At 40.9% G+C, this 22,387-nt stretch carries 16 protein-coding genes; 3 read left to right on the forward strand and 13 right to left on the reverse strand.

Annotated features, from left to right (window positions below):
* The first annotated feature begins 241 nt into the window (after nt 1–241).
* The 3 genes from gltB to CL42_RS01155 all read left to right on the forward strand — a co-directional run bounded on the left by gltB (nt 242) and on the right by CL42_RS01155 (nt 7,383).
* On the forward strand, nt 242–4,717 hold the full coding sequence (gene gltB, locus CL42_RS01145) for a glutamate synthase large subunit (RefSeq protein ID WP_171076729.1): 4,476 nt from the start codon (nt 242–244) through the stop codon (nt 4,715–4,717).
* A 72-nt stretch (nt 4,718–4,789) separates the two neighbouring features.
* Nucleotides 4,790–6,211, forward strand: a complete 1,422-nt coding sequence (locus CL42_RS01150; RefSeq protein ID WP_035263992.1) for an FAD-dependent oxidoreductase — start codon at nt 4,790–4,792, stop codon at nt 6,209–6,211.
* A 281-nt stretch (nt 6,212–6,492) separates the two neighbouring features.
* Entirely contained in the window at nt 6,493–7,383 is an 891-nt protein-coding gene (locus CL42_RS01155) for a metal-dependent hydrolase (protein ID WP_035263995.1), read from the forward strand.
* A gap of 32 nt (nt 7,384–7,415) precedes the next feature.
* Here CL42_RS01155 and CL42_RS01160 read toward each other — a convergent pair whose 3' ends face one another.
* The 13 genes from CL42_RS01160 to ubiE form a co-directional block, all read right to left on the reverse strand.
* Nucleotides 7,416–7,808 (reverse strand): Na+/H+ antiporter subunit G, encoded by a 393-nt coding sequence (locus CL42_RS01160; protein ID WP_035263996.1) that lies wholly within the window; start codon nt 7,806–7,808, stop codon nt 7,416–7,418.
* 9 nt (nt 7,809–7,817) lie between these two features.
* Nucleotides 7,818–8,093 (reverse strand): monovalent cation/H+ antiporter subunit F, encoded by a 276-nt coding sequence (locus tag CL42_RS01165; RefSeq protein WP_035263999.1) that lies wholly within the window; start codon nt 8,091–8,093, stop codon nt 7,818–7,820.
* On the reverse strand, nt 8,090–8,614 hold the full coding sequence (locus CL42_RS01170; protein WP_035264002.1) for a Na+/H+ antiporter subunit E: 525 nt from the start codon (nt 8,612–8,614) through the stop codon (nt 8,090–8,092). The genes CL42_RS01165 and CL42_RS01170 overlap by 4 nt, the downstream gene beginning before the upstream one ends.
* Nucleotides 8,615–10,426, reverse strand: a complete 1,812-nt coding sequence (locus tag CL42_RS01175; protein WP_035264005.1) for a monovalent cation/H+ antiporter subunit D — start codon at nt 10,424–10,426, stop codon at nt 8,615–8,617.
* Nucleotides 10,426–10,791: a Na+/H+ antiporter subunit C gene (locus CL42_RS01180; protein WP_035264007.1), complete on the reverse strand. Its 366-nt coding sequence runs from the start codon at nt 10,789–10,791 to the stop codon at nt 10,426–10,428. The genes CL42_RS01175 and CL42_RS01180 overlap by 1 nt, the downstream gene beginning before the upstream one ends.
* A gap of 3 nt (nt 10,792–10,794) precedes the next feature.
* Complete coding sequence (locus CL42_RS01185) at nt 10,795–13,632, reverse strand: monovalent cation/H+ antiporter subunit A (protein ID WP_035264010.1); 2,838 nt, start codon at nt 13,630–13,632, stop codon at nt 10,795–10,797.
* 314 nt (nt 13,633–13,946) lie between these two features.
* On the reverse strand, nt 13,947–15,314 hold the full coding sequence (locus CL42_RS01190) for an AAA family ATPase (protein ID WP_035264013.1): 1,368 nt from the start codon (nt 15,312–15,314) through the stop codon (nt 13,947–13,949).
* 27 nt (nt 15,315–15,341) lie between these two features.
* On the reverse strand, nt 15,342–16,835 hold the full coding sequence (locus CL42_RS01195; RefSeq protein WP_035264016.1) for a UvrD-helicase domain-containing protein: 1,494 nt from the start codon (nt 16,833–16,835) through the stop codon (nt 15,342–15,344).
* 163 nt (nt 16,836–16,998) lie between these two features.
* Nucleotides 16,999–17,781, reverse strand: a complete 783-nt coding sequence (gene hisIE / locus CL42_RS01200; RefSeq protein WP_035264019.1) for a bifunctional phosphoribosyl-AMP cyclohydrolase/phosphoribosyl-ATP diphosphatase HisIE — start codon at nt 17,779–17,781, stop codon at nt 16,999–17,001.
* Nucleotides 17,782–17,872: 91 nt separating this feature from the next.
* Entirely contained in the window at nt 17,873–18,958 is a 1,086-nt protein-coding gene (locus CL42_RS01205; RefSeq protein ID WP_035264022.1) for a patatin-like phospholipase family protein, read from the reverse strand.
* 58 nt (nt 18,959–19,016) lie between these two features.
* Nucleotides 19,017–20,636, reverse strand: coding sequence for an ABC1 kinase family protein (locus CL42_RS01210; protein ID WP_035264024.1), 1,620 nt, complete (start codon nt 20,634–20,636; stop codon nt 19,017–19,019).
* A gap of 19 nt (nt 20,637–20,655) precedes the next feature.
* A complete protein-coding gene (locus tag CL42_RS01215; RefSeq protein WP_035264026.1) occupies nt 20,656–21,312 on the reverse strand; it encodes a ubiquinone biosynthesis accessory factor UbiJ in 657 nt (218 codons plus the stop codon).
* A 19-nt stretch (nt 21,313–21,331) separates the two neighbouring features.
* On the reverse strand, nt 21,332–22,276 hold the full coding sequence (gene ubiE / locus CL42_RS01220; RefSeq protein WP_035264034.1) for a bifunctional demethylmenaquinone methyltransferase/2-methoxy-6-polyprenyl-1,4-benzoquinol methylase UbiE: 945 nt from the start codon (nt 22,274–22,276) through the stop codon (nt 21,332–21,334).
* Between the last annotated feature and the right edge of the window lie 111 nt (nt 22,277–22,387).

Here is a 22,387-nt window from a genome sequence, read left to right on the forward strand (position 1 = left end):
CTGATTAAGTAAATTGTCCCTATTTTGGAGCGAAGACCTTAATTTAGTGTGCGATTTAGTCAAATTGATCTGCTTTAAATGAGTGCAAATCGTCTCGTACATTTGTGAAATTAAATCAGAAAAGACGTTCAATAACGAAAGACATACAGAATCATGTCTTTGTTTTATAAAGAAATCGTATTTGAAGAATAGATAAGTTTTGCCCAATGAGGGCCATGTTGAAGAAGGGTACGCTATGCACATGCCATCGCCTAATACTGTAGCTCCCGCTAAAGGTCTATACCAACCGGATGAGTTTAAAGATAACTGTGGTTTCGGATTAATCGCCCATATGCAAGGTGATGCGAGTCATGACTTGGTCAAGACCGCGATTCATAGTTTAAGTTGTATGACGCACCGCGGTGGTATTGCTGCAGATGGTAAGACGGGTGATGGATGTGGTCTACTGTTGGCTATGCCTAAGCAATTCTTCCGTGAAGAAGCAAAACGTTTAAGTGATATTACACTCAGTGAAATTTTTGCAGTAGGTACAGTTTTTCTTAGCCTAGATCCTGCAATTGCTGCACATGCAAAACAAGTGCTGACTAAAGAAATTGAATCAGAAGGTTTGCGTGTAATTGCATGGCGCTTAGTGCCAACCAATAATGAAGCATTAGGCTCAATTGCGATGCAGTCTTTGCCAGCTTTTGAACAAGTAATTGTTAACTGTCCAATGGGTGTTGAAGAAGTTGAGTTTAATCGTAAGTTATTCTTGGCTCGACGTCGTGCTGAACAAAAATTAAGTCAAGATAGTTCATTCTACGTTACAACACTTTGTTCAACTGTGATCTCTTATAAAGGCTTAATGATGCCTGAAGCGATTGCAGATTTTTATACAGATTTAGCTGATCCACGTTTGGAATCACACATTGTAGTGTTCCATCAGCGTTTCTCAACCAATACATTGCCACGTTGGCCATTGGCACAACCTTTCCGTTACTTAGCGCACAATGGTGAAATTAATACCATTACAGCAAACCGTAACTGGGCGATGGCACGTACACCAAAGTTTGAAAACCCGCTCTTGCCTGGTTTAACTGAGCTCAACCCAATCGTAAACCGTACTGGCTCTGACTCTTCAAGTTTAGACAACATGCTCGAGATCTTGGTTGGTGGAGGTATGGATTTATTCCGTGCACTACGCATGCTCGTTCCACCAGCATGGCAAAACGTTGAAACTTTAGATGCTGATTTACGTGCATTCTATGAGTTCAACTCTAAACATATGGAAGCATGGGACGGGCCAGCAGGTCTTGTGATTCAAGATGGTCGTCATGCGATTTGTATGCTTGACCGTAATGGCTTACGTCCTGCACGTTGGGTAATTACTAAGAATGGTTACATCACACTTGCATCAGAAATTGGTGTCTGGGGTTATGAACCAGAAGACGTAGTATCTAAAGGTCGTGTTGGACCAGGTCAGATCTTAGTCATTGACACTTTCACTGGCAAATTGCTGGATACTAAAGACGTCAGTAATCATCTGAAAAAAATGCGTCCTTATCGTCAATGGTTGCGTGAAAATTCAGTGCGTATCCAAGGCAGCCCAGAGCTAGAAGAATATCTATGTGATCAAGGCTTAAAAGGCGATGCTTTAAAAGCAGCGCAAAAAATGTTTATGGTGACATTTGAAGAGCGAGATCAGTTATTACGTCCAATCGCTGAAAGTGGTCAAGAAGCAGTAGGTTCGATGGGCGATGATACGCCGATGGCAGTATTGTCTCGTCAAGTACGCCATGTAACAGATTACTTCCGTCAACAGTTTGCTCAAGTAACTAACCCACCAATCGATCCATTACGTGAATCGATCGTAATGTCTTTAGAAACATGTTTGGGTCGTGAACAAAATGTATTTGAACAAGGTCCAGAGCATGCGGATCGATTAATTATTTCAAGTCCTGTACTGTCAAACTCTAAAATGCATCAAATTCGCACTTTAGGTCGTAAGGGCTATGAGATTGCAGATATTGATCTAAACTATGCAGAGACTGAAGGTCTAGAAGCCGCGATTACACGTATTTGTGAAGAAGCAGCGCAAGCAATTCGTGATGGCAAAACCCTATTGGTGATTTCCGATAAGAAAATCCGTGAAGGGTTCTTACCAGCCAATGCAGCGATGGTAACGGGTGCTATCCACCATTACCTCATCCATGCAGGTTTACGTACAGATGCAAACATTATTGTTGAAACAGCTTTAGCGCGTGATCCACATCAGTTTGCCGTAATGCTTGGCTTTGGCGCAACAGCAATTTACCCATATCTTGCATATGACGTCATTAATGATTTAATTGCGAAAGGTGAGTTGTTAGGTGATCCGATTCATGCACAAGCGAATTTCCGTAAAGGGATTGAAAAAGGATTGCTGAAAGTCCTTTCAAAAATGGGTATTTCGACTGTTGCTTCATATCGTGGTGGGCAGTTATTTGAAGCTGTCGGTTTATCTGAAGAAGTTGTTAATAAATGCTTCACAGGTGTTCCAAGCCGTATTAAAGGTGCGACTTTTGTTGATCTTGAAAATGATTTGAAAAAATTAGCAGAAACCGCTTGGAAATCACGTAAGCCAATTGAGCAAGGTGGTTTGCTGAAATTTGTATTTGATAAGGAATATCACGCTTTTAATCCTGATGTAATTAATGCTCTACATAAATCTGTACGTTCTGGGAAATATGAAGATTTCAAAGAATATGCTGAGCTTGTAAATAATCGTCCAGTGGCAACCATTCGTGATTTATTTAAACTCAAAACAGAAAATTCAATTCCACTGGATCAAGTTGAATCTGTAGAAGCGATTCTTCCGCGTTTTGACTCTGCAGGGATGTCTTTAGGGGCATTATCACCAGAAGCACATGAAGCGATTGCCATTGCAATGAATACAATTGGTGGTCGTTCGAACTCAGGTGAGGGTGGTGAAGATCCAGCGCGTTACGGCACAATCCGGAACTCAAAAATCAAACAAATCGCATCAGGTCGTTTTGGTGTAACGCCTGCTTACTTAACTTCTGCAGAAGTACTGCAAATTAAAGTGGCACAAGGTGCAAAACCGGGTGAAGGTGGTCAGTTGCCAGGTGGTAAAGTGAATGGCTTAATTGCACGTTTACGCTACTCTGTACCGGGTGTGACATTAATTTCTCCACCACCGCACCACGATATTTATTCAATCGAAGATTTATCGCAGTTAATTTTTGATTTAAAACAAGTTAACCCTCAAGCGATGGTCTCTGTAAAACTGGTATCCGAGCCAGGTGTGGGTACGATTGCTGCGGGTGTTGCAAAAGCCTATGCTGACTTTATTACCATCTCTGGTTATGACGGTGGTACAGCAGCATCGCCATTGTCTTCAATTCATCATGCGGGTTCGCCATGGGAGCTTGGTCTTTCTGAAGCGCATCAAGCCCTTCGTGTAAATGATTTGCGTGGTAAAGTTCGCGTTCAAACGGATGGTGGTTTAAAAACGGGTCTAGATGTCGTGAAAGCAGCTATTTTAGGTGCGGAAAGCTTCGGTTTTGGTTCTACACCAATGATTGCGTTGGGTTGTAAATACCTCCGTATCTGCCACTTAAATAACTGTGCGACTGGTGTAGCGACTCAGCAAGATCATTTGCGTCAAGAGCACTATATCGGTGAACCACAAATGCTCATTAACTTCTTCACCTTTATTGCTGAAGAAACACGTGAGTGGTTGGCTGCATTAGGTGTATCAAGTTTGAAAGACTTGATTGGTCGTACCGATTTACTAGAAATGCTACCTGGCGAAACAGATAAGCATGCTCACCTAGATTTAAGTGCTTTACTTGAATCACATCCAGCTGCTGAAGGCAAAGCTCAATATTGCGAAGTCGAAGGAAATGCACCATTTGATAAAGGTGTTTTGGCTGAGTCTATGATCGCAGAAATATTGCCTGCGATTGAAGCTGGTACAGGTGGTGAATACAGTTTTAGTATTGGTAACTGTGACCGTTCTATTGGGGCACGTGTTTCAGGTGAGATCGCTCGTCGCTATGGTAATTTAAGTATGGAAGCACACCCTGTTAAAGTGAATTTGACAGGTACTGCTGGACAATCACTTGGTGTATGGAATGCGGGTGGTCTGCATATCAAGCTTGAGGGTGATGCGAATGACTATGTGGGTAAAGGTATGGCGGGTGGTCGTATCTCAATTTTCCCACCGAAGGGTTCTCCATTCCAAACACAAGAAACAGCGATCATTGGTAACACATGTTTATATGGTGCAACAGGCGGTAAATTATTTGCTGCAGGTACAGCTGGTGAACGTTTTGCTGTTCGTAACTCAGGTGCGTTCGCGGTGATTGAGGGTGCAGGCGATCACTGCTGTGAATACATGACAGGTGGTATTGTGACGGTACTGGGTAAAGTTGGTCATAACTTCGGTGCAGGTATGACAGGTGGTTTTGCTTATGTACTTGATTTAGATAATGACTTTGTTGATCATTATAACCACGAGTTGATCGAGCTTAATCGTATTTCGACCGAATCAATGGAAGAACATAAAGAGTTCTTAAGCCGCATTTTAGATGAGCATATTAAGGAAACTGGCAGTGCTTGGGCGTATAAGATCCGTAATGAGTTTGATTTCTACAGCCGTAAATTCTGGTTGGTGAAACCGAAAGCTGCAAACTTGCAGACTTTATTAAAAACAACTCAAGCTGATCCTCAATAATTCCACTACTGCAGATATATAGGCAGATGCAGCTGAACTAACAACAGACTGCATCTACCCACGGAGAGAGACATGGCAGAACGCCTTAATAATGACTTTCAATTCCTGGATGTCGCACGCCAAGATCCAGAGAAAAAAGATCTCAACGTCCGCAAAGCTGAGTTTGTGGAAATTTATAAACCTTTTACAGCCGAAGTTGCGAAAAACCAAACACATCGCTGTTTAGGTTGTGGTAACCCTTACTGTGAATGGAAATGTCCAGTACATAACTATATTCCAAACTGGTTAAAACTGATTGCTGAAGGTCGTATTTTTCAAGCAGCAGAGCTTTGCCACCAAACTAATACACTACCGGAGGTGTGTGGTCGAGTTTGTCCTCAAGACCGTTTGTGTGAAGGTGCATGTACACTAAATGATGGGTTTGGTGCGGTGACCATTGGAAATGCTGAAAAGTATATTAATGATACGGCATTTGCATTGGGCTGGCGTCCTGACATGTCTCATGTCAAATGGACAGATAAAAAAGTCGCGATTATTGGTGCAGGCCCTGCAGGTCTAGGTTGTGCGGACATTTTGGTGCGCAATGGTGTTAAACCTGTCGTATTTGATAAGCGCCCAGAAATAGGTGGTTTGCTGACCTTTGGTATCCCTGAGTTTAAGATGGAAAAGGACGTGATGAAACGTCGTCGTGAAATCTTTACAGGCATGGGGATTGAATTCCGTTTAAATACAGAAATTGGCACAGACATCACCATTGATCAATTGCTTGCTGATTATGACGCTGTCTTCATGGGTATGGGAACATACACATACATGAAAGGTGGTTTCGCAGGTGAAGATTTGGAAGGTGTTTATGATGCCCTTGATTTCTTAATTGCCAATGTGAATCGTTGCCAAGGTTGGGAAAAAGATCCTTCAGAATTTATCAGTGTGGAAGGTAAGAAAGTTATTGTACTCGGTGGCGGTGATACTGCTATGGATTGTAACCGTACTTCAATCCGCCAAGGTGCAACATCTGTCACTTGTGCATACCGCCGCGATGAAGAAAACATGCCAGGTTCACGCCGTGAAGTTAAAAATGCGCGAGAAGAAGGTGTTGAATTTCAGTTCAATCGTCAGCCGATCGAAATCGTGGGTGAGAATGGAAAGGTCACAGGTGTTAAATTTGTGACGACTCAACTCAGTGAGCCTGATAGTCGTGGTCGTCGCAGTCCTGAACCGATCCCAGGTTCAGAGGAAATCTTACCTGCTGATGCAGTGCTGTTGGCCTTTGGTTTCCGTACAAGCCCTGCAGAATGGTTTAATGATGTAAGTATTAATTTAGATGGTTCAGGTCGTGTCGTTGCTCCTGAGCATCAACAATACAAGTTCCAAACTTCTAATCCGAAAATCTTTGCCGGTGGAGATATGGTGCGTGGTTCTGACTTGGTCGTAACTGCGATTTGGGAAGGACGTCAGGCTGCTGAAGGTATTTTAGATTATCTTGATGTTTAAACGAAAACATGCCTTACAAAAAATCCTACTTCGGTAGGATTTTTCATTTATATGCATGACTTGTTTGACAATCTCTTGTTGAATATTCAAAAGTATCCAATTCAAGAACTATCTTAAGAATCATGTAATTAAATTAAAAAAGAGAATGGAGTTGTAATTTAATTTGCGACTTTATTGGCAAAAAATATAATTTATTTGTCTGTGTGGTTATTTTTGCAATATTAAATCTGATTTATTCTGACAGTATGAATAAGAAATGCTATATCCATATAGGCTCTAAAATGACAACTACACAAATCGCCAAAGATAAATCTTATTTAAATCGTCCAAAAGCGATTGGGATTACCATACGACGTTTAAATTATAATCCTAAAGCCATACGACGCCATTTTTTCGCGAATTCTCCTGTCATGTCACACTTGTTGACGGCACTTTCTTCTACCTTTCCAATTGGTGAACAATTCTTTGTTCATAGTGTTCGTAATGTACGAGATAAAGTGAAAGATGAAAAATTACAAGCGCAGATTGCAGCATTTATTGGTCAAGAAGCGATGCATTCAAAAGCACATGCGGAATTTAATGACGCTTGGCGCCGTGATGATTATCAACTTGATAACTTTCAAGCATGGTTAGCGCGACGCGATGAATTTATTCGTACTACCCATCCAAAATTGCAGTTAGCAATTACCTGTGCTTTTGAGCATTTTACAGCGTTATTGGGTGGTTATATTCTTCGTCATCCTGAAGTGCTGTCGACCTTAGATGAAGATGCAACTAAGCTTTGGGTGTGGCATGCAATTGAGGAAATCGAGCATCGAGCAGTTGCATTTGATGTCTACCAAGCGGTATATAAAGATACCAAAGTGCGCCGCAATATTATGCGTAGCGTAACCACAGGTTTTGCGAGTCTTACATTTTATTCAGCAACTCGATTATTTTGGCAAGATCGTCGAAAAAGCTTACCGAAGGTCAGTGGAAACTTATATGGTATTTACTTAATTTCTAAAATGATGATCGAGCTAATTCCAGAATATTTATCATATTACAAAGAAGATTTTCATCCTTCTGAAATTGACTATACGGATATCGTGAATCATTGGAAGGCAAAATTAGCTGAAGAATATCAAGTGGAAGGCTTCCAAGAGCATCCCCAACCTGTACTGTATAGCTAACAAAAAAAACCTAGCGAAAGCTAGGTTTTTTATTACTTAGATGAGTCTTGATTAAACTGACGCATTCTTCTTTGGCGCTGCCAAGGGAGAGGGCGGTCTAGTGCTTCGGGGACATCGCCTGATGTAGAGCGTAAACGTAAATGTAATGCAGCTTGTGCAATTAAATTTGCCGATACAGGTGCCGTAATAAAGGCAAGTAATGTAATCAGTAGTTCAGCAAACCCAAAGCGACTATGAAAAGCTGAATAAATCATGGCTGCTATTAAAAAACTACCTAAGCCTAGTGTGCTCGACTTTGTAGGTGCATGCAGACGCATGAACAGATCGGGTAACTTTACGATTCCAATTCCACCTACAAGGGTAAAGAAGGCACCGATAAGAAGGAAGAATGAAACTAAGATTTCCATGATGAGCTGAGTATTCATATTGTTCTCCTAGTCCACCACATGGCCTGTCGTAAAATAACGAGCCAATGCTGCTGTGGATACGAATCCAAGCATTGCCACCAACAATGCACCTTCGAACAATGAAGTACTTGCCCAAAAAATTCCAAGTACCACGACCAAGCAGGTTGCATTCAGAAATAAAGTATCTAGTGCGAGTAGTCGATCTACCATAGAAGGACCAATGACTAAACGCATTAAGCAGAGCAACATGGAAATCGTAATGCCAATCAAACTAATTCCCAATGCATAAAGTAAGATCGTCATGCTGAATCTCCTTGTTTCACATGGAAAATCGCCATAAGTGGTGCTTCATAGCGTTGTTTGATTTCCAAAATATCAGCTTCGGGATCATCTGAGTTAATTGAATGAACTAAAATGTCACCGCGTTCTTGGTCGATTCCAGCACTCACTGTGCCAGGTGTAGTCGTAATGATCATTGCCAATAAGCTGTTGACCTGATCATGATCAGTATCTAATGGAACACGATACCACTTGGGATGTAGACGGTCAGTTGGTCCAAGCACTTGCTTAGCGACACGGATATTACTAATGATAATGTCCCAAAGTACGACCAAAATTAATTTGCACGCTAAATCCCAATGAATATTGGGTGTGCGAACGATAAAAGGTTGTACCAATTTTGGGATGACTAAACCAATCACAATGGCAACTAAAATATCAAAAAACTGAGCGCTTTGTGCCAGCATTAGCCAACTTATTCCCACAATCACAGAAACAAATGGATGCGGGAAAACTCGATCGAGTAGAGAACTTTGTTGTTTCATTTATTGCTCCATCGGTTGAAGTTTAGATTGAACTTCTTCAGGCTGAAGCTGATTCAATTCTTGCTCTTTAATTTGACGTTGCTTGTACTCAGAGATATGTTCTCCTTCGAGTGCCTTCTCGCTTACGATATGTGGAATATAATGCGCATTTTGATCTGCAGATTCCCCGCCATATTTTGTTTCTGGCAGATAATTTGGATCAAATTGTTGCACACTAATCACTTTGCCTTGTTCATCTTTTTTCAGGACAGCTGAAATATATTGCTCAGAATCATTCAGTTGGACTGCGGTATATTGAATATACTGAGTAATTGGATTTGCGAATGCCACATAAGCGACAAGGCCAATCAGGAAAATATAAATCGTGGTGTGATTACGAGGTGGTGCCTGATTTGGTAATTTTTGATATTCCAAATATGCTTCTTCTTTAGGATTGTTTTCAGGTGCTGTAGAACGCCAGAAAATGACAAATCCTAAGCGCGTAAAAGCAATGATACTAAGCAAGCTCACAATCAGAATGACAATAATAATGAGCAATTGATAGCTAGATACAGAAGCCGCTTGCAGAATAAAGATCTTACCTAAAAAACCACTGAAAGGTGGAAGACCTGCCATCATGAGCGCAATAATGAAGAAGCAAATCGAAACTAGCGTCTGCTGTTTCATGATTGGTGCGATTTTTAGATGATCTTTAAATGCGCCACGTTGTGAAGTAATCCAACCGCATAGTAAGTAGAATGCAGCGGCAATAATCGTACTATGCACGAGGTAATATAGCGCTGCTGCCCAAGCATCTGCTGTCATCAGGGAAAGTGCGATTGCAATCGTTCCAATAGACGATAGGATCATAAAGCCAACAAAACGACGCATGCGCTCTGCACCAATCGCACCAATTACACCATAAATAGTCGTAATTAAACCAATTGGAAGCAGCCAAGTGCTGAGAATTTCTCGTGAAAGCTCATCGGTGAATACGGTTCCATTCACACGTAAAATGGCATAGATCCCCACTTTGGTCATGATGGTGAATAATGCGGCTACAGGGGTCGTGGCGACGGCATAAGTTTTAGGTAACCATAGTCCGACAGGGAGGATTGCAGCCTTGATACCAAAGACTACAAACAGCATTAATCCGCCTGCAACAGCCATATTGTACTGATCACCTTCGAGTGTACGTACAATTCGACCCACATCAGCCATATTCAGGCTACCAGTATTACCATAAATCATCCCTAAGCCAATCAAAAAGAATGCAGACGCTAATAGGTTGATCGTTACATAGTGAATACCAAGTTGGAAACGTGCTTTGCCTTGACCATGTAGAAGCAATACATATGAAGCCATCAACAGCACTTCAAAGAAAACAAACAGGTTAAATAAGTCGCCTGTTAGAAATGCTCCACATAATCCCATGAGTAAAAAATGGCTCATCGCATGGAAATAGCGTCCACGTTCATCCCATTCTTTACTTGCAAACCAAATAATGGGTGTCGCAAGGGCATAGGTGAGCACGAGCATAAAAGCTGCCAAACGATCTAGTACAAGTACAATACCGAAAGGGGCAGACCACTCACCTAAGTTATAAACAAAGATTTGACCAGAGCTCGCCTGAATTAAGTAGATAATTGCAGTTACTAAACCAAGGAAAACCGATGTTAAACTGATTCCACGACGCCAAGGTTGACGCCAGTCATGTGCTAAAGACCCTGAACCAGGGTTACCCAGTAGCACCAAAATAAATGCAGTAAATGTCGGAATTAAAATACTTAAAATTGGCGAGTGAGTGAGCCATAAATCATAAAAATTCATCATTAAGGCTCATCCTCGCGTGGGTCTGTATTAATAATCTCTTCTTTTGAGTCGACGTGATCAGTACCAGATTCATAACGACTTCTTAGCGCCAGTTGAACGATAAAAGCAGTGGTTGCAAAACCAATTACAATTGCGGTCAAAACTAATGCTTGAGGTAATGGATCTGTAACCTGAGTGGCATTGGTTAAAATAGCAGGTGCATTGAGGTGGATTCTCCCCATAGCGAATAAAAACATATTCACTGCATAGCCAATCATGGCCAAGCCTAATACCACAGGGAAAGTACGGGCACGCAAAATCAGATAAATACCAGTGGCAACCAATAATCCAATAGCGGAGGCGAGTAAAAATTCTAAACTAATCATTCTTTACTCCTTCGGTACAGGGCCGGTGATGCTTGAGTTGCGTGAGTCGCCTAAAACGGAAATCATGAGCATTGTTGCACCAACGACTGTGACATAGACACCAACATCAAATGCTGCAGCAGATGGCAAATGCATTTTTCCGAGAATGATCGGCTCTACATAAATATGAGCGCTGGTCAGGAATGGTCGACCCCAGAACCACGCAGCGACACCAGTCAAACCAGCAACGGTTAGGCCAGTACCAATCCAAATTTCATAAAGACGCCCAGACTTTGCTCGTAAGAGTTGTTCAGTGTGATCTTGACCTAGCGCAATGTACTGAATCACAAGCGCCATGGATGTAATAAGACCTGCGATAAATCCACCACCTGGAAGATTATGTCCGCGTAAGAAAATATATAAGCTGACGACTAAGGCAATCGGAAGGACCCAAGATGCGGTCATTCGGAACATCAACGGTGATGGATTAAAGCGATAGGTTAAGCCTTGTGTAATGGTCGTACCATGAGCACGCATTCCATCCATTAAACACAGTGTCCCAATCGCCGCAATACCGAGAACGGCAATTTCACCGAAAGTATCAAATCCACGGAAATCGACCAAAATCACGTTCACAATATTTGAACCACCACCGAGCGGTAGAGATTGTTGAACAAAGAACCATGAGATTGAATTGTGATCACGCGTCAGAATCATCCAAGTGATCCAACCGATTCCTAGACCTCCGATGATTGCAATCACCGCATCTCTCCAACGACGAGTGCGTGAAGATTCATAAGGTGTAAGTTGCGGTAAGAGGGATAGACTCATCAGAAGTAAAACAGTTGTGACAACATCGACTGTGATTTGTGTGAGTGCGAGGTCTGGTGCTGACATCGTAACAAAGACCATCGTCACGACAAGACCGATGGCTCCACTGATGAGAACGGCTTTAATGCGTTCATGGTGAAACCAAAGCATCATCCAGCAGGCTGAAAACAATAATAACCAAAGCACGATTGCAACCAATGGTGCATGCGTCAGTTCACGTGTACCTGCATAAATACCTTGACCAATGAGTGGCATAGAGACTAAAGCAACAGCAAAAATTAATATCCACAATAAATAGTTTTGTAGAGAACCTGTTTCTGTTGCTCTTTTTAATTTTCGCGAATTTAAGAGCAAATGTTTTAGAAAGAGATCAAACAGGACTTTACCTTGCAGTTTGCCAAGTATTGGATCAAGGTCAATGTCACGAATTCTACTGTTCTTCGCAAGACTAAAATAAAAAATAATACCGCCAATCAGTGCAATTGCACTCATCAATAAAGGCACATTAAAGCCATGCCAGATTGCTAGATGTACGCCTTCAAAAGCTGGAAGGTTGGTGCTTGCTCGTGCACCAGCATTAACGATATCGCCTACTAAGAGCGCTGGTAATAGACCCACTGCAATACATAATATAGCTAATAAAATTGCAGGTGCACGCATACCAATTGGTGGTTCATGCGCATCTTTATTTGGAATCGCTTTGCCTAAATCACCATCAAAAAATACGCCATGAACTAAACGAACGGAATACGCGACGGCAAACAAACCTGCGAGTGTTGCAATAATTGCTGCGAAGACACCTATACCACCCGAGAGATTCGCTAATAGTTCAGTAAAGAACATTTCTTTAGATAAGAATCCATTGGTCAGTGGTACACCAGCCATTGATGCAGCGGTAATCATGGTTAAAGTGGCTGTAAATGGAAGTAACTGCCATACACCACTGAGTTTTCGTAAATCACGTGTACCTGTTTCATGGTCGATAATACCAGCGATCATGAATAATGCAGCTTTAAAGGTCGCATGGTTAATGATGTGAAAAATAGCTGCAGCCACAGCGAGTGGTGAACCAATTCCCAGTAAGCAAACGATCAAGCCTAAATGACTAATGGTGGAATAAGCGAGTAACCCTTTCAGATCTTCCTTAAAAATGGCAAAGAACGCGGCCATACATAAGGTAAATAAACCAACAAAGGTGACAAGGTTGTGATACAGGGCAGAACCAACAAAGATCGGCATTAAGCGTGCAAGTAAGAAAATCCCGGCTTTCACCATTGTCGCTGAATGCAAATAAGCTGACACAGGTGTCGGCGCAGCCATCGCATTTGGCAACCAAAAATGGAAAGGAAATTGAGCACTTTTGGTGAATGCACCTAAAAGAATAAGTAGCAAGGCTGGCACAAATAAATGACTCGATTGAATCTGCGTCGTCATATTGAGGATTTGATCAATTTGATATGTGCCAGTGATTTGACCTAATAGAATAAAACCACCGAGCATGGCTAAACCACCCATACCCGTGATGGTTAAGGCCATTCTTGAGCCGCGCTGTGCTGCTTCGTAGTTACTCCAATAACCCACTAAAAGGAATGACGAAATACTGGTCATTTCCCAAAAGACAAGAAGAATAAGTAAATTATTAGAAAGTGAAATGCCGAGCATGGCGGCCATGAACAGCATCAGTAAGAAATATAACTTACTTAGAGAGTTTTTATGATTTAAATAATAATAAGCATAAATATAAATGAGCGTCCCAATCCCTGTAATAAGGAGGGAGAAGATCAAGCCTAATGCATCAAGTCTAAAGCTTAAGTCGATACCAAACTGTGGTAACCATGACCAGTGCTCAGAGATGACTTGACCTTGAAAGACGTCTTTGGCTTGAGTCAGCAACAAGATAAAACTTGTTAAGCTGACTCCAATTGCCCCTAATGCTGTCGCCCCGCGAGAGATTTTTTGCAGCCAGAGGACAAGAAAAGTGCCAAGTATTAATGGTAACAATATAATAATCGGTAGCACACTCGTATCCATAGAGTTGTAGGCCGGAACCTATGATGAGTTTTATCTTTCAAAAGCTTGAGGATGGCAAAGAGTCATCCAACTACTTAAACTTTGAAAGCCGAACGAATTTTAAAAACAAAAACAAGTTGTGTTGCGCAACTTGGAAAGCTAATGCAAAGAAATAGACATTTTTTGATTAAAAAATGAATGAGTAGATTTTATTACATGTATAAAATTACATCAAACTTTTTAGCTACACAATTCAGAATTATAGCGAAAAAAAGCTTAAATTTCTGTTTAAATTGAGTGAGTCATACCCGATTAACTCATCTATTTCCAATCAATTAGGGTGATGAAATACTCGATAAATCTCCAGCTTGGAGATACTCAATGAAGCGCTGTTTTTCTGACACTGATAAATTTTTGAAGTGTTCAAACAAACGCAAGCCATCAAGCGTATCAGTAGGTCGATTCACTTCAGAGATTTGGTCATCTTGTAAATCATTAGCCATGAGTTGAGCAAATAGTTCATCATATTGTTCCCTGATTTGGTTTTGTTCTATTTCAACAATTTTTCGATTTTCTAATTTAAAATGTTGTACATCTACTTCATTGTTTAAAATCAATTCAGAGCATGCGGATGCGATAATTTGAATTTGCGGGAATGCTTCATGCAAACGGCTGAGTACGTTTTGCACAAAATCTTCATCCACTTGTGCATCAATATTGTCAATTAATAGAATGCCTTCACCATCAAGGCATGGGTCAATACTATGAGGATTGAGGAGACAAAGTCGTCTAACAATATCACCCACTAAACACAACCATTGACGATACGAATTAGATAATTGCGAAAAAGGAATTTCTTGACCATTTTGTACCAGCATCAATTGGATCTTGGGCGTGTATTCAATATAAATGTCACTGATCGATGGCAATAATGTATGGATGGCTTTCTTGAGTGCTTTGAGTGATGGTAGTTGCATCTCTGCTTCAAGATTCAATAATTTTGCAACTAAATCCTCTTGGTCATGATGAGAGGATAATTTTTGATTGGTTTGAATTTTTTGAAAAACTTGTGCTAATCGTGCATTTTCGATGTCGCTAATTTCACGAAACCATTCGAAGAACCGAGCAAAGGTTGTATAAGGGAGTGCTGCAAGTTCGTAGGCTGCATGTGTTTGTAATACAGCAGGATTATTTTTGCTTAGTAAATTCACTTCGTTGATAAAGCGATCAGAAGGATAGTAGGCCACCATAGGCATGCCTTGAGCAGGATCTTGTTTGATCGCTTGTTGATAAAGATGAACGAGTGATTCTAATTGAGTCGTTAGCGCTTTACTATGACCTACACCTTTACTGGTTAATGTTTTATAGAGTTGCCATTCGCACAAACCCTCTTCATTGTGTTGCACAGTCGCAGCCTGTTCAATAGATCCAATATCCATGGGATATTGAACACAAATATCTATTTTGGCTTGAATGTGTTTGTGCTTAATATCAGAATCAAGCATAACTACACCAGCGGTTCTTAAATCTTTGGCACGTGCAGCAAACCATGTTAAAGCTTGATAAATATTTTTAATAATCGCAGTTTTACCGGAGGCCTGATCACCTAAAATAATAGATATTGGTCGTTGAGTTGGATCAAATTTAATTTTTATATCTGAAAAATGATAACAGTGACGTAACTGAATAGATTGAACTTTCATATTTTGCCTGCAACTTATCGTAGGGGATTATGCTGTTGCTTTCGTTTTAATCGTGGATTTAAGTTTGAGTTGTTGTATTAAATCATAAATATGATGAATATTTAAGCTGCTTTTTGCTCGTGTGCATGCAACATAAAGTAAACGTAATTCTTCATCGCTAATTTTATGTTCTAGTCCATTAATTTTAAATTGGTAATCATCTTCTAAATGCACGCTATTCCACTCTAAACCTTTGGCTTTATGAGCGGTTGAGATTACATAGTCCGCTTGTTCAATGGGTGTGATTTTGGCAAGTGCTCGTTTGAGTGGGTCTGTACCATGTTCATCGACCAATTTAACCAAAGGCTTGATGTCACTACCATCATTTGTTTCACAATATTCATGCACATCATGCCAAGAGTTAAACCAAGCTAACTCTGGAACGTCTGTTACTCTTTTACCTTGTTTAAGTAAGCTTGCAGCGTCAACAAAGCGATTTAATTTCGCATGATCGGCTTGCAGGCTCACTTTTTCTCCTTGAACTAATCCTGAGAGTAAAAGTTCCATCGCGCGTGCGTTAGTACGGCACAAAATCGCATCTCGCATTTTGGTATGAGGCTTGTTGACGACTTTTGATTGGAGTTCGGGGTTGCCAATCAACGGAACAGTCTCATTGAGTGCGCCTAATAAGTGATTAGCAACTTCAGCGATATCATCACCAAAACGGAATGAAGTGGTTAGGCGCGATTCGGGTAAAGGCATTTGTTGCATCGCATTGACTGCCCCACGCCATGCATAAATTTGTTGATGTGCATCGCCGACATAGATGACTTGCGTACTTTTTTGTTTGAGTAAAATCCCCAGCATTAGGGGGTCAGCATCCTGTGCTTCATCAAATAATACATAGTCTGCGGGTATAAAAGGATCTGATAAAGCCCATAATTTGAGATAGATGTCATGCCCAATGCCAGCCTGATGATTAGGGTCGATTGATTCTAACCAACGACGTTCGACTGCAGGATAAAGGTGTTGCTGTAATACCGCAATATCGTCAGCATGTAGCCAACTTGGTGCTTGAATATGGCGGGGTGCAGGATATTGCGAGCTTGTTGAACAGAAATAACTGACAGCATTTGCAACTAAGCCCGCCAAACGACTAGGCATAAGCGCATATTTTTCGTAACGCCCCCCCATGAGTCGGCGTAATGTGATGGGTTGCAAACGGTATTCTTTGGCAATAAAGCTCGGGCTCAAGCGTGGGAGTCTAAGTTTATCAGTCACTCCACGTGGAACGCTTCGAAATGCTAAAGAGTGGAATGTACGACAATCCACGCGCTGATGAAATTTTTGTTGAGCCTCGCTGGCAATCGCTTTGTTAAAGGCAAGATACATACCGCGACGCTGTTGCATCGCATCACTGACTAATTTAAGCGTTGTTGTTTTACCTGTACCTGCATAGGCAATCACTTTGAAGGATTGACCAGATTGCGCTTGTTGAATCGCAATTTCTTGTTCTAAGGTGGGTTTGACAATGACAGACACAGGTTAATAAATCTTCAATGGTTTTAAAATGATCAGTGAGTATAGCAAGAATTTACAAAGGGGAGAGTTCAATCTTCTTCTTTTTGGATGGGGAGTCTTCGGCGACTTAAAAAGCCGAATTAAATAAAAAAGCCATGTTTGAACATGGCTTTATAAGAGTAAATTAATGCGTGCGATTCGCTTTTTCAACAAGTCCTGATAGACCCTGACGTCGTGCAAGCTCATTTAAAACGAGTTGAATATCAAGATCGAAGTAACCCAGCATGACTATGGTATGGAACCAAACATCAGCAACTTCATAAATTAAATCATTTTGGTGATCCAGCGTCGCTTCTTGTTTGAAATCTTTAGCAGCAATTACCGTTTCAAAACTTTCTTCACCAATTTTTTCTAATATTTTATTGAGACCTTTATGATAAAGCTTTGCCACATAAGAAGAGTCAGGATCTGCAGATTTACGTTCTGCCATCATTTGACCAAGATAATGTAATACATCGACTTGCTCAGCTTGAGCTGTTGATGCATTCATCACTTTACTATGCGCATTCTCAGACTTTTCGCCATAAATTTGGTTCGGATCTTTCAATTGAGCGTCTACAATTTCCCAACCGTTTGATGTTAAGCGGCGATAAAAACATGATTCACGTCCCGTATGGCAAGCAATGCCACCATGTTGCTCAATTTGAAGAACGATCACATCAGCATCACAATCTAAACGAATTTCATGCACAGTTTGGAAGTGACCTGATTCTTCGCCTTTATGCCACAATTTGCTGCGTGAACGAGAGTAGTAAACAGCTTGACTTTTTTCTGCTGTAAGTGCCAAAGACTCACGATTCATCCAAGCCACCATCAACACTCGACCTGTTTGATGATGCTGAGCAATGGCAGGGATTAAACCTTGTTCGTTAAATTTTACTTCATCGAGCCATTGCGTATTGTTCATAAGGATTTCACCAGAATTAAATGAGACACTACAAAATTGTAGGTCATTAGTTTAAGCGAATAAATCTTTGTAGGGGAGAGTAGAAATTAATTTATTTAAGATCTTGCATGTATTCTTCAAAGTTTTGCTTATGGATCATTTCTAGGAATGCATCCCCTAATCGTTGACTTTCAGCTACAGACTGTTTCCAAAGCTCGATTCGTTTTTTTTGATCAAGCCCTTTCAGTGTGAAATCTTTGCGATCAGGAAGACGTCCTAAAGGAAGTGATCTTAAATAAGACTCAGAGGGTGAAATCAATACGGTTCGTGCTTGATATTCAGCATTAGATCTACGTTTTTTGAGGAACTTATCGAACCAACCTGGTGTTATTTGATCTGTAAAATGAGGGTAGAGGACAATCCCATGACTCGGTAAAGGTAGATCAATATGATAATCGATTAGCCCGCCATCACGATAAGCAGCGACATCTGCACCTTCGATATTTCTGACCGCCGGCATCAAAAATGGAATGGATGCAGATGCCATTAACCAATCTTCTAAATTTTTTTCAGTCAACGCATAATCAAGATGTTCGAATTCATTTTTGATGAGTGAAAGTCGTGAAGCGTTGTGTGGTTGGGCAATTGTACGTTGCATGAAGTGCCCAATTTTAGCTCTCGAAAAAGTATTGAGACCGATAATGCCAGCAACTGCACGGGCAAGCATAAGAGGATGATCACTTTGAAATTTTTTCGATGACTTTACTGACAAAATAGCCAAATGGTAGTCGGGATGATCAATAATTTGATTGGTTTTACCTTGAAGGAGGGCTTTAAGCATGCCGCGACAGACGTCTCCAACTTCAATAATATTCATCTTAGGTCGAAATTCAAGATGGGTATATAAGTCTGCTAATTTGGATGTGCCTGCTTGTGCACCATGCGCTGCAATACTTGCAAAACGCCAACTCCCAATGGATGAGCCTATTAAAGTTCGCTTTTTCGGTGCTTGAGCAAAGAACTCACCAAAAACAGCTTGGTCCAATCCTTGAATTCCAATACCTTTAGGACCACCTGCTGCTCCAGGAACAAAATCAACCGCACTGGCTTGTAAACCTTGTTCTTCAATGACCTGTTTTGCTTTATAACCTACATGAATATTCAAGCAAGGTTGAGTGGTCTTGAGGATCTGTATCATAAGCAATTCAGCGACTAAAACCTATTGAAGTAGTAAGTTTTGACATGAGATAGTGAACTTATTTCACCATACGCCACATAGCAATGAAGGATGCCAACACAATTAAAATCATGGAGATGAACCATGGTGCAATCACAGCGATTGAGAGCAAAATTGCGATTACACTTCCGAAAATCCAACTACGCTTTTGCTGATGTTCCATTTGCAAGCGCAGTGTTTGAAGTTCATTCAATTGTTTAGCATGCCATGCAGACTGATTTTTTAAACCGTTAAGACTGTCAATCAGTAAAGTTGGTAAATCCTGAGCACCTAATAATAAGTCGGGAATTTTTTGTCCTAATTCTTTAATATTTTTTTGAGGATTCATTTGGGCTTTAACCCAATCCGTTAGAATTGGCTTTGCTAACTTCCAAATATCTAATTCAGGATAAAGGTCTGTACCTAAGCCTTCAACATGCACTAAGGTTTTAAGCAATAACATCAGTTGCGGTGGGATTTCTAAATGAAAACGTCGAGCGATGTCCATCACTTGGATCAATATGCCTGCGAAATCTAACTCATGCATCGGTTTCGAAACCATAGGTCCTACTGTACGACGCATTTCACGTGCTAAAGCATCTTGATCCGTGCCTGGTGGAATCCAACCTGCTTGATGCACAATCTGAATCAATTGCATGAAATCACTGTTCATGACTGCCAGCAACATACGTGCTATCGTCATTTGATCATGCTTGGAAAGCTCGCCCATGATGGCGCAATCGAGCGCAATAAATCTTGGGTTTTGCGGATTAATCGTTTCTACGAAAACATTACCCGGATGCATATCTGCATGGAAAAAATTATCGCGAAACACTTGAGTAAAGAAGATTGTTAAGCCTTTTTCTGCTAAGTCTGCACGATTCATTCCTAAACGATCAAAGGTCGCAGTATCTGATATAGGCACACCGGTGATGCGCTCTGCCACCATCACATCCAGACTATCCATATACACTTCAGGCACATACATCATGCTTGAGCCAGTAAAATAATGGCGCATACGTCGTGTATTTTCGGCTTCAAGAGTCAAGTCGAGTTCATTTAAAATGATTTGACGATAATCTTGAATAATTTCTGATAGATGCAAAGCACGGGCAGCTTCTAGCCTTTTTTCTAAATAGTGACCAAGCCATTCTAAAATTTCAAAATCTTGAATAATTTGAGCACGTATATTCGGGCGAGTTACTTTCACGACAACTTCACGCCCATCGTGAAGAGCAGCGGTATGTACTTGAGCAATTGAAGCAGCAGCTAGCGGCTTATCATCGAAGCGCGCAAATAATGTGGAAACATTTGCTTTAAGCGAATCTTGAATTCTTTGCTTAGCCACTCCAAGATCGAAAGGTTTAACACGATCTTGTAATAACACCAATTGTTGTAATATTTCTGGTGGAATTAGATCGCGACGCGTAGAGAGGAGCTGCCCTAATTTAATTGCGAGTGGCCCCATTTCTTCTAAAGCTTCTTTAAGCTTTAAAGGATTTTTACGTTCTCGACTAGAAAGTGCAGCAGGATGCAAACGTATAAGATTCAGCAGGGGGCGAACCTTTGCAGGAATATCTTCCGCAGGAACCAACGTGTCGAGTCTATAGTGCGCAGCTATACGCCAAAGTTCGATTAAACGTCTAATGTGCGGAATCATATATGCAATTACCTGAAATCTACGAAGGGTTAAATTTTGATTTTAAAAGCTGAATTTTTGCTTCTAGTCGATCAATATCTTGATTAAGCTGGCGAGTTCCATGGAGAAGATCGTCCATTTGCCAACGTGGTGCGAATAGTCCGGTATCTTCTTTTAAAAAGTCTTCCGCAAAAAAAAGATGAGATTGAAGTGACTTAATTAAATGTTGTGGTGCTAATTGAACCTTGCCGATTTGACTTGCAAGATTAGGTCCGATCCAATCACTCAATTGCGAAGCGAAGTCTGGCTCAGCATTTTGTATAATTTTTTGAATGTCTTGCAGAAGGCGATAGTCACCTTGAACGGGGATATTGCCAATGTCATTTGCTAGAAATAGTTTGCACAAGTCGACCACATTATTAACATGCAATGTGGAGTCTGCTTCAGTAATCGTGTGAGCTTGCTCCCAAGGCCGCTGTTCGAAAATAGAGGGTTGAGTGCTATGACCTGTTACTGTTGGTTCTAAACGAACTTTATTTTCATCAAAAAACACATCAACGGAAAGCTGTGGTGTATCAATCACAACACGAAGGATTTTCCCTTGTAATTGGTTAAATTGGATACGAGTAATCGCATCCAAATTAATCCAATGATGTATGGTTTTTTCAACTGCACCCAGTGCTAAGATTGACCACATGACGAAGTGCTACCTGTGGTTAGAGTTTAAAACCACGGTGAACTGCAACAATACCACCTGTTAAATTGTGATAATCGCAGTTTTGGAAGCCCGCATTTTCCATCATGCTTTTCAATGTGCGTTGGTCTGGGTGCATACGAATTGATTCAGCAAGATATTTATAGCTTTCAGCATCATTTGCCACAATTTTACCCATGATTGGTAAAGCAGTGAATGAGTACAAATCATAGAGTTTTGAGAAAGGCTCAAAGACTGGTTTTGAAAACTCTAATACAAGTAAGCGACCACCTGGTTTAAGTACACGATACATTGCTGCAAGCGCTGCATCTTTGTCTGTTACATTACGTAGACCAAAACTGATGGTGAGTAAATCAAAACTGTTGTCTTCGAAAGGCTCGAGGGTTTCAGCATTCGCCAGTACAAAATCAACGTTGGTACAACCCGCGTCGATCAGACGGTCGCGACCTACATTCAGCATGGATTCATTAATATCAGATAATACAACATGCCCAGTAGGACCAACTTCACGGCTAAATACTTTCGCTAAATCACCAGTACCACCAGCGATATCTAAAACGCGTTGCCCACGGCGAACGCCAGACATATTAATGGCAAAACGTTTCCACAAACGATGAATACCAAATGACATTAAGTCATTCATAATGTCGTATTTCGCGGCAACTGAATGGAAAACTTCAGCGACTTTTTGCGCTTTCTCTTCAGAATTTACGGTTTTATAACCGAAGTGTGTCGTTGGTCCAACGTTTCCAGTATTCGCACCACGTGGCAAATTATATTTCGGCACTGAAGAATGTACTGGCGTATCTGTCAGTTGCTCTTGTAGCGATTGTTGCTGACCTTGAGGTGCGCCAGTTGGTAATGGATCTGTTAAAAAAGGACTCACGTTGTCTTTATTATTTGCCGGCTCAACCTGAGCATGAGGCTGTTGATTTTCATTAGACATTCGAGTCACTCCTGAACACAAATAATATTAAATCTGAATTAAACTGCATAATGACAGATTCTTCAGTTTTTTTCAGTCTAGATTATGCAATTGATATGAATAATATACAGA

Source organism: Acinetobacter sp. Ver3 (genome assembly GCF_000632455.1).
GTDB lineage: Bacteria > Pseudomonadota > Gammaproteobacteria > Pseudomonadales > Moraxellaceae > Acinetobacter.

Excerpts from the sequence above, each read along its gene's own strand:
- gltB (WP_171076729.1), top strand. The coding sequence starts at position 242 with ATGCCATCGCCTAATACTGTAGCTCCCGCTAAAGGTCTATACCAACCG.
- CL42_RS01150 (WP_035263992.1), top strand. The coding sequence starts at position 4,790 with ATGGCAGAACGCCTTAATAATGACTTTCAATTCCTGGATGTCGCACGC.
- CL42_RS01155 (WP_035263995.1), top strand. The coding sequence starts at position 6,493 with ATGACAACTACACAAATCGCCAAAGATAAATCTTATTTAAATCGTCCA.
- CL42_RS01160 (WP_035263996.1), bottom strand. The coding sequence starts at position 7,808 with ATGAATACTCAGCTCATCATGGAAATCTTAGTTTCATTCTTCCTTCTT.
- CL42_RS01165 (WP_035263999.1), bottom strand. The coding sequence starts at position 8,093 with ATGACGATCTTACTTTATGCATTGGGAATTAGTTTGATTGGCATTACG.
- CL42_RS01170 (WP_035264002.1), bottom strand. The coding sequence starts at position 8,614 with ATGAAACAACAAAGTTCTCTACTCGATCGAGTTTTCCCGCATCCATTT.
- CL42_RS01175 (WP_035264005.1), bottom strand. The coding sequence starts at position 10,426 with ATGATGAATTTTTATGATTTATGGCTCACTCACTCGCCAATTTTAAGT.
- CL42_RS01180 (WP_035264007.1), bottom strand. The coding sequence starts at position 10,791 with ATGATTAGTTTAGAATTTTTACTCGCCTCCGCTATTGGATTATTGGTT.
- CL42_RS01185 (WP_035264010.1), bottom strand. The coding sequence starts at position 13,632 with ATGGATACGAGTGTGCTACCGATTATTATATTGTTACCATTAATACTT.
- CL42_RS01190 (WP_035264013.1), bottom strand. The coding sequence starts at position 15,314 with ATGAAAGTTCAATCTATTCAGTTACGTCACTGTTATCATTTTTCAGAT.
- hisIE (WP_035264019.1), bottom strand. The coding sequence starts at position 17,781 with ATGAACAATACGCAATGGCTCGATGAAGTAAAATTTAACGAACAAGGT.
- CL42_RS01205 (WP_035264022.1), bottom strand. The coding sequence starts at position 18,958 with ATGATACAGATCCTCAAGACCACTCAACCTTGCTTGAATATTCATGTA.
- CL42_RS01210 (WP_035264024.1), bottom strand. The coding sequence starts at position 20,636 with ATGATTCCGCACATTAGACGTTTAATCGAACTTTGGCGTATAGCTGCG.
- CL42_RS01215 (WP_035264026.1), bottom strand. The coding sequence starts at position 21,312 with ATGTGGTCAATCTTAGCACTGGGTGCAGTTGAAAAAACCATACATCAT.
- ubiE (WP_035264034.1), bottom strand. The coding sequence starts at position 22,276 with ATGTCTAATGAAAATCAACAGCCTCATGCTCAGGTTGAGCCGGCAAAT.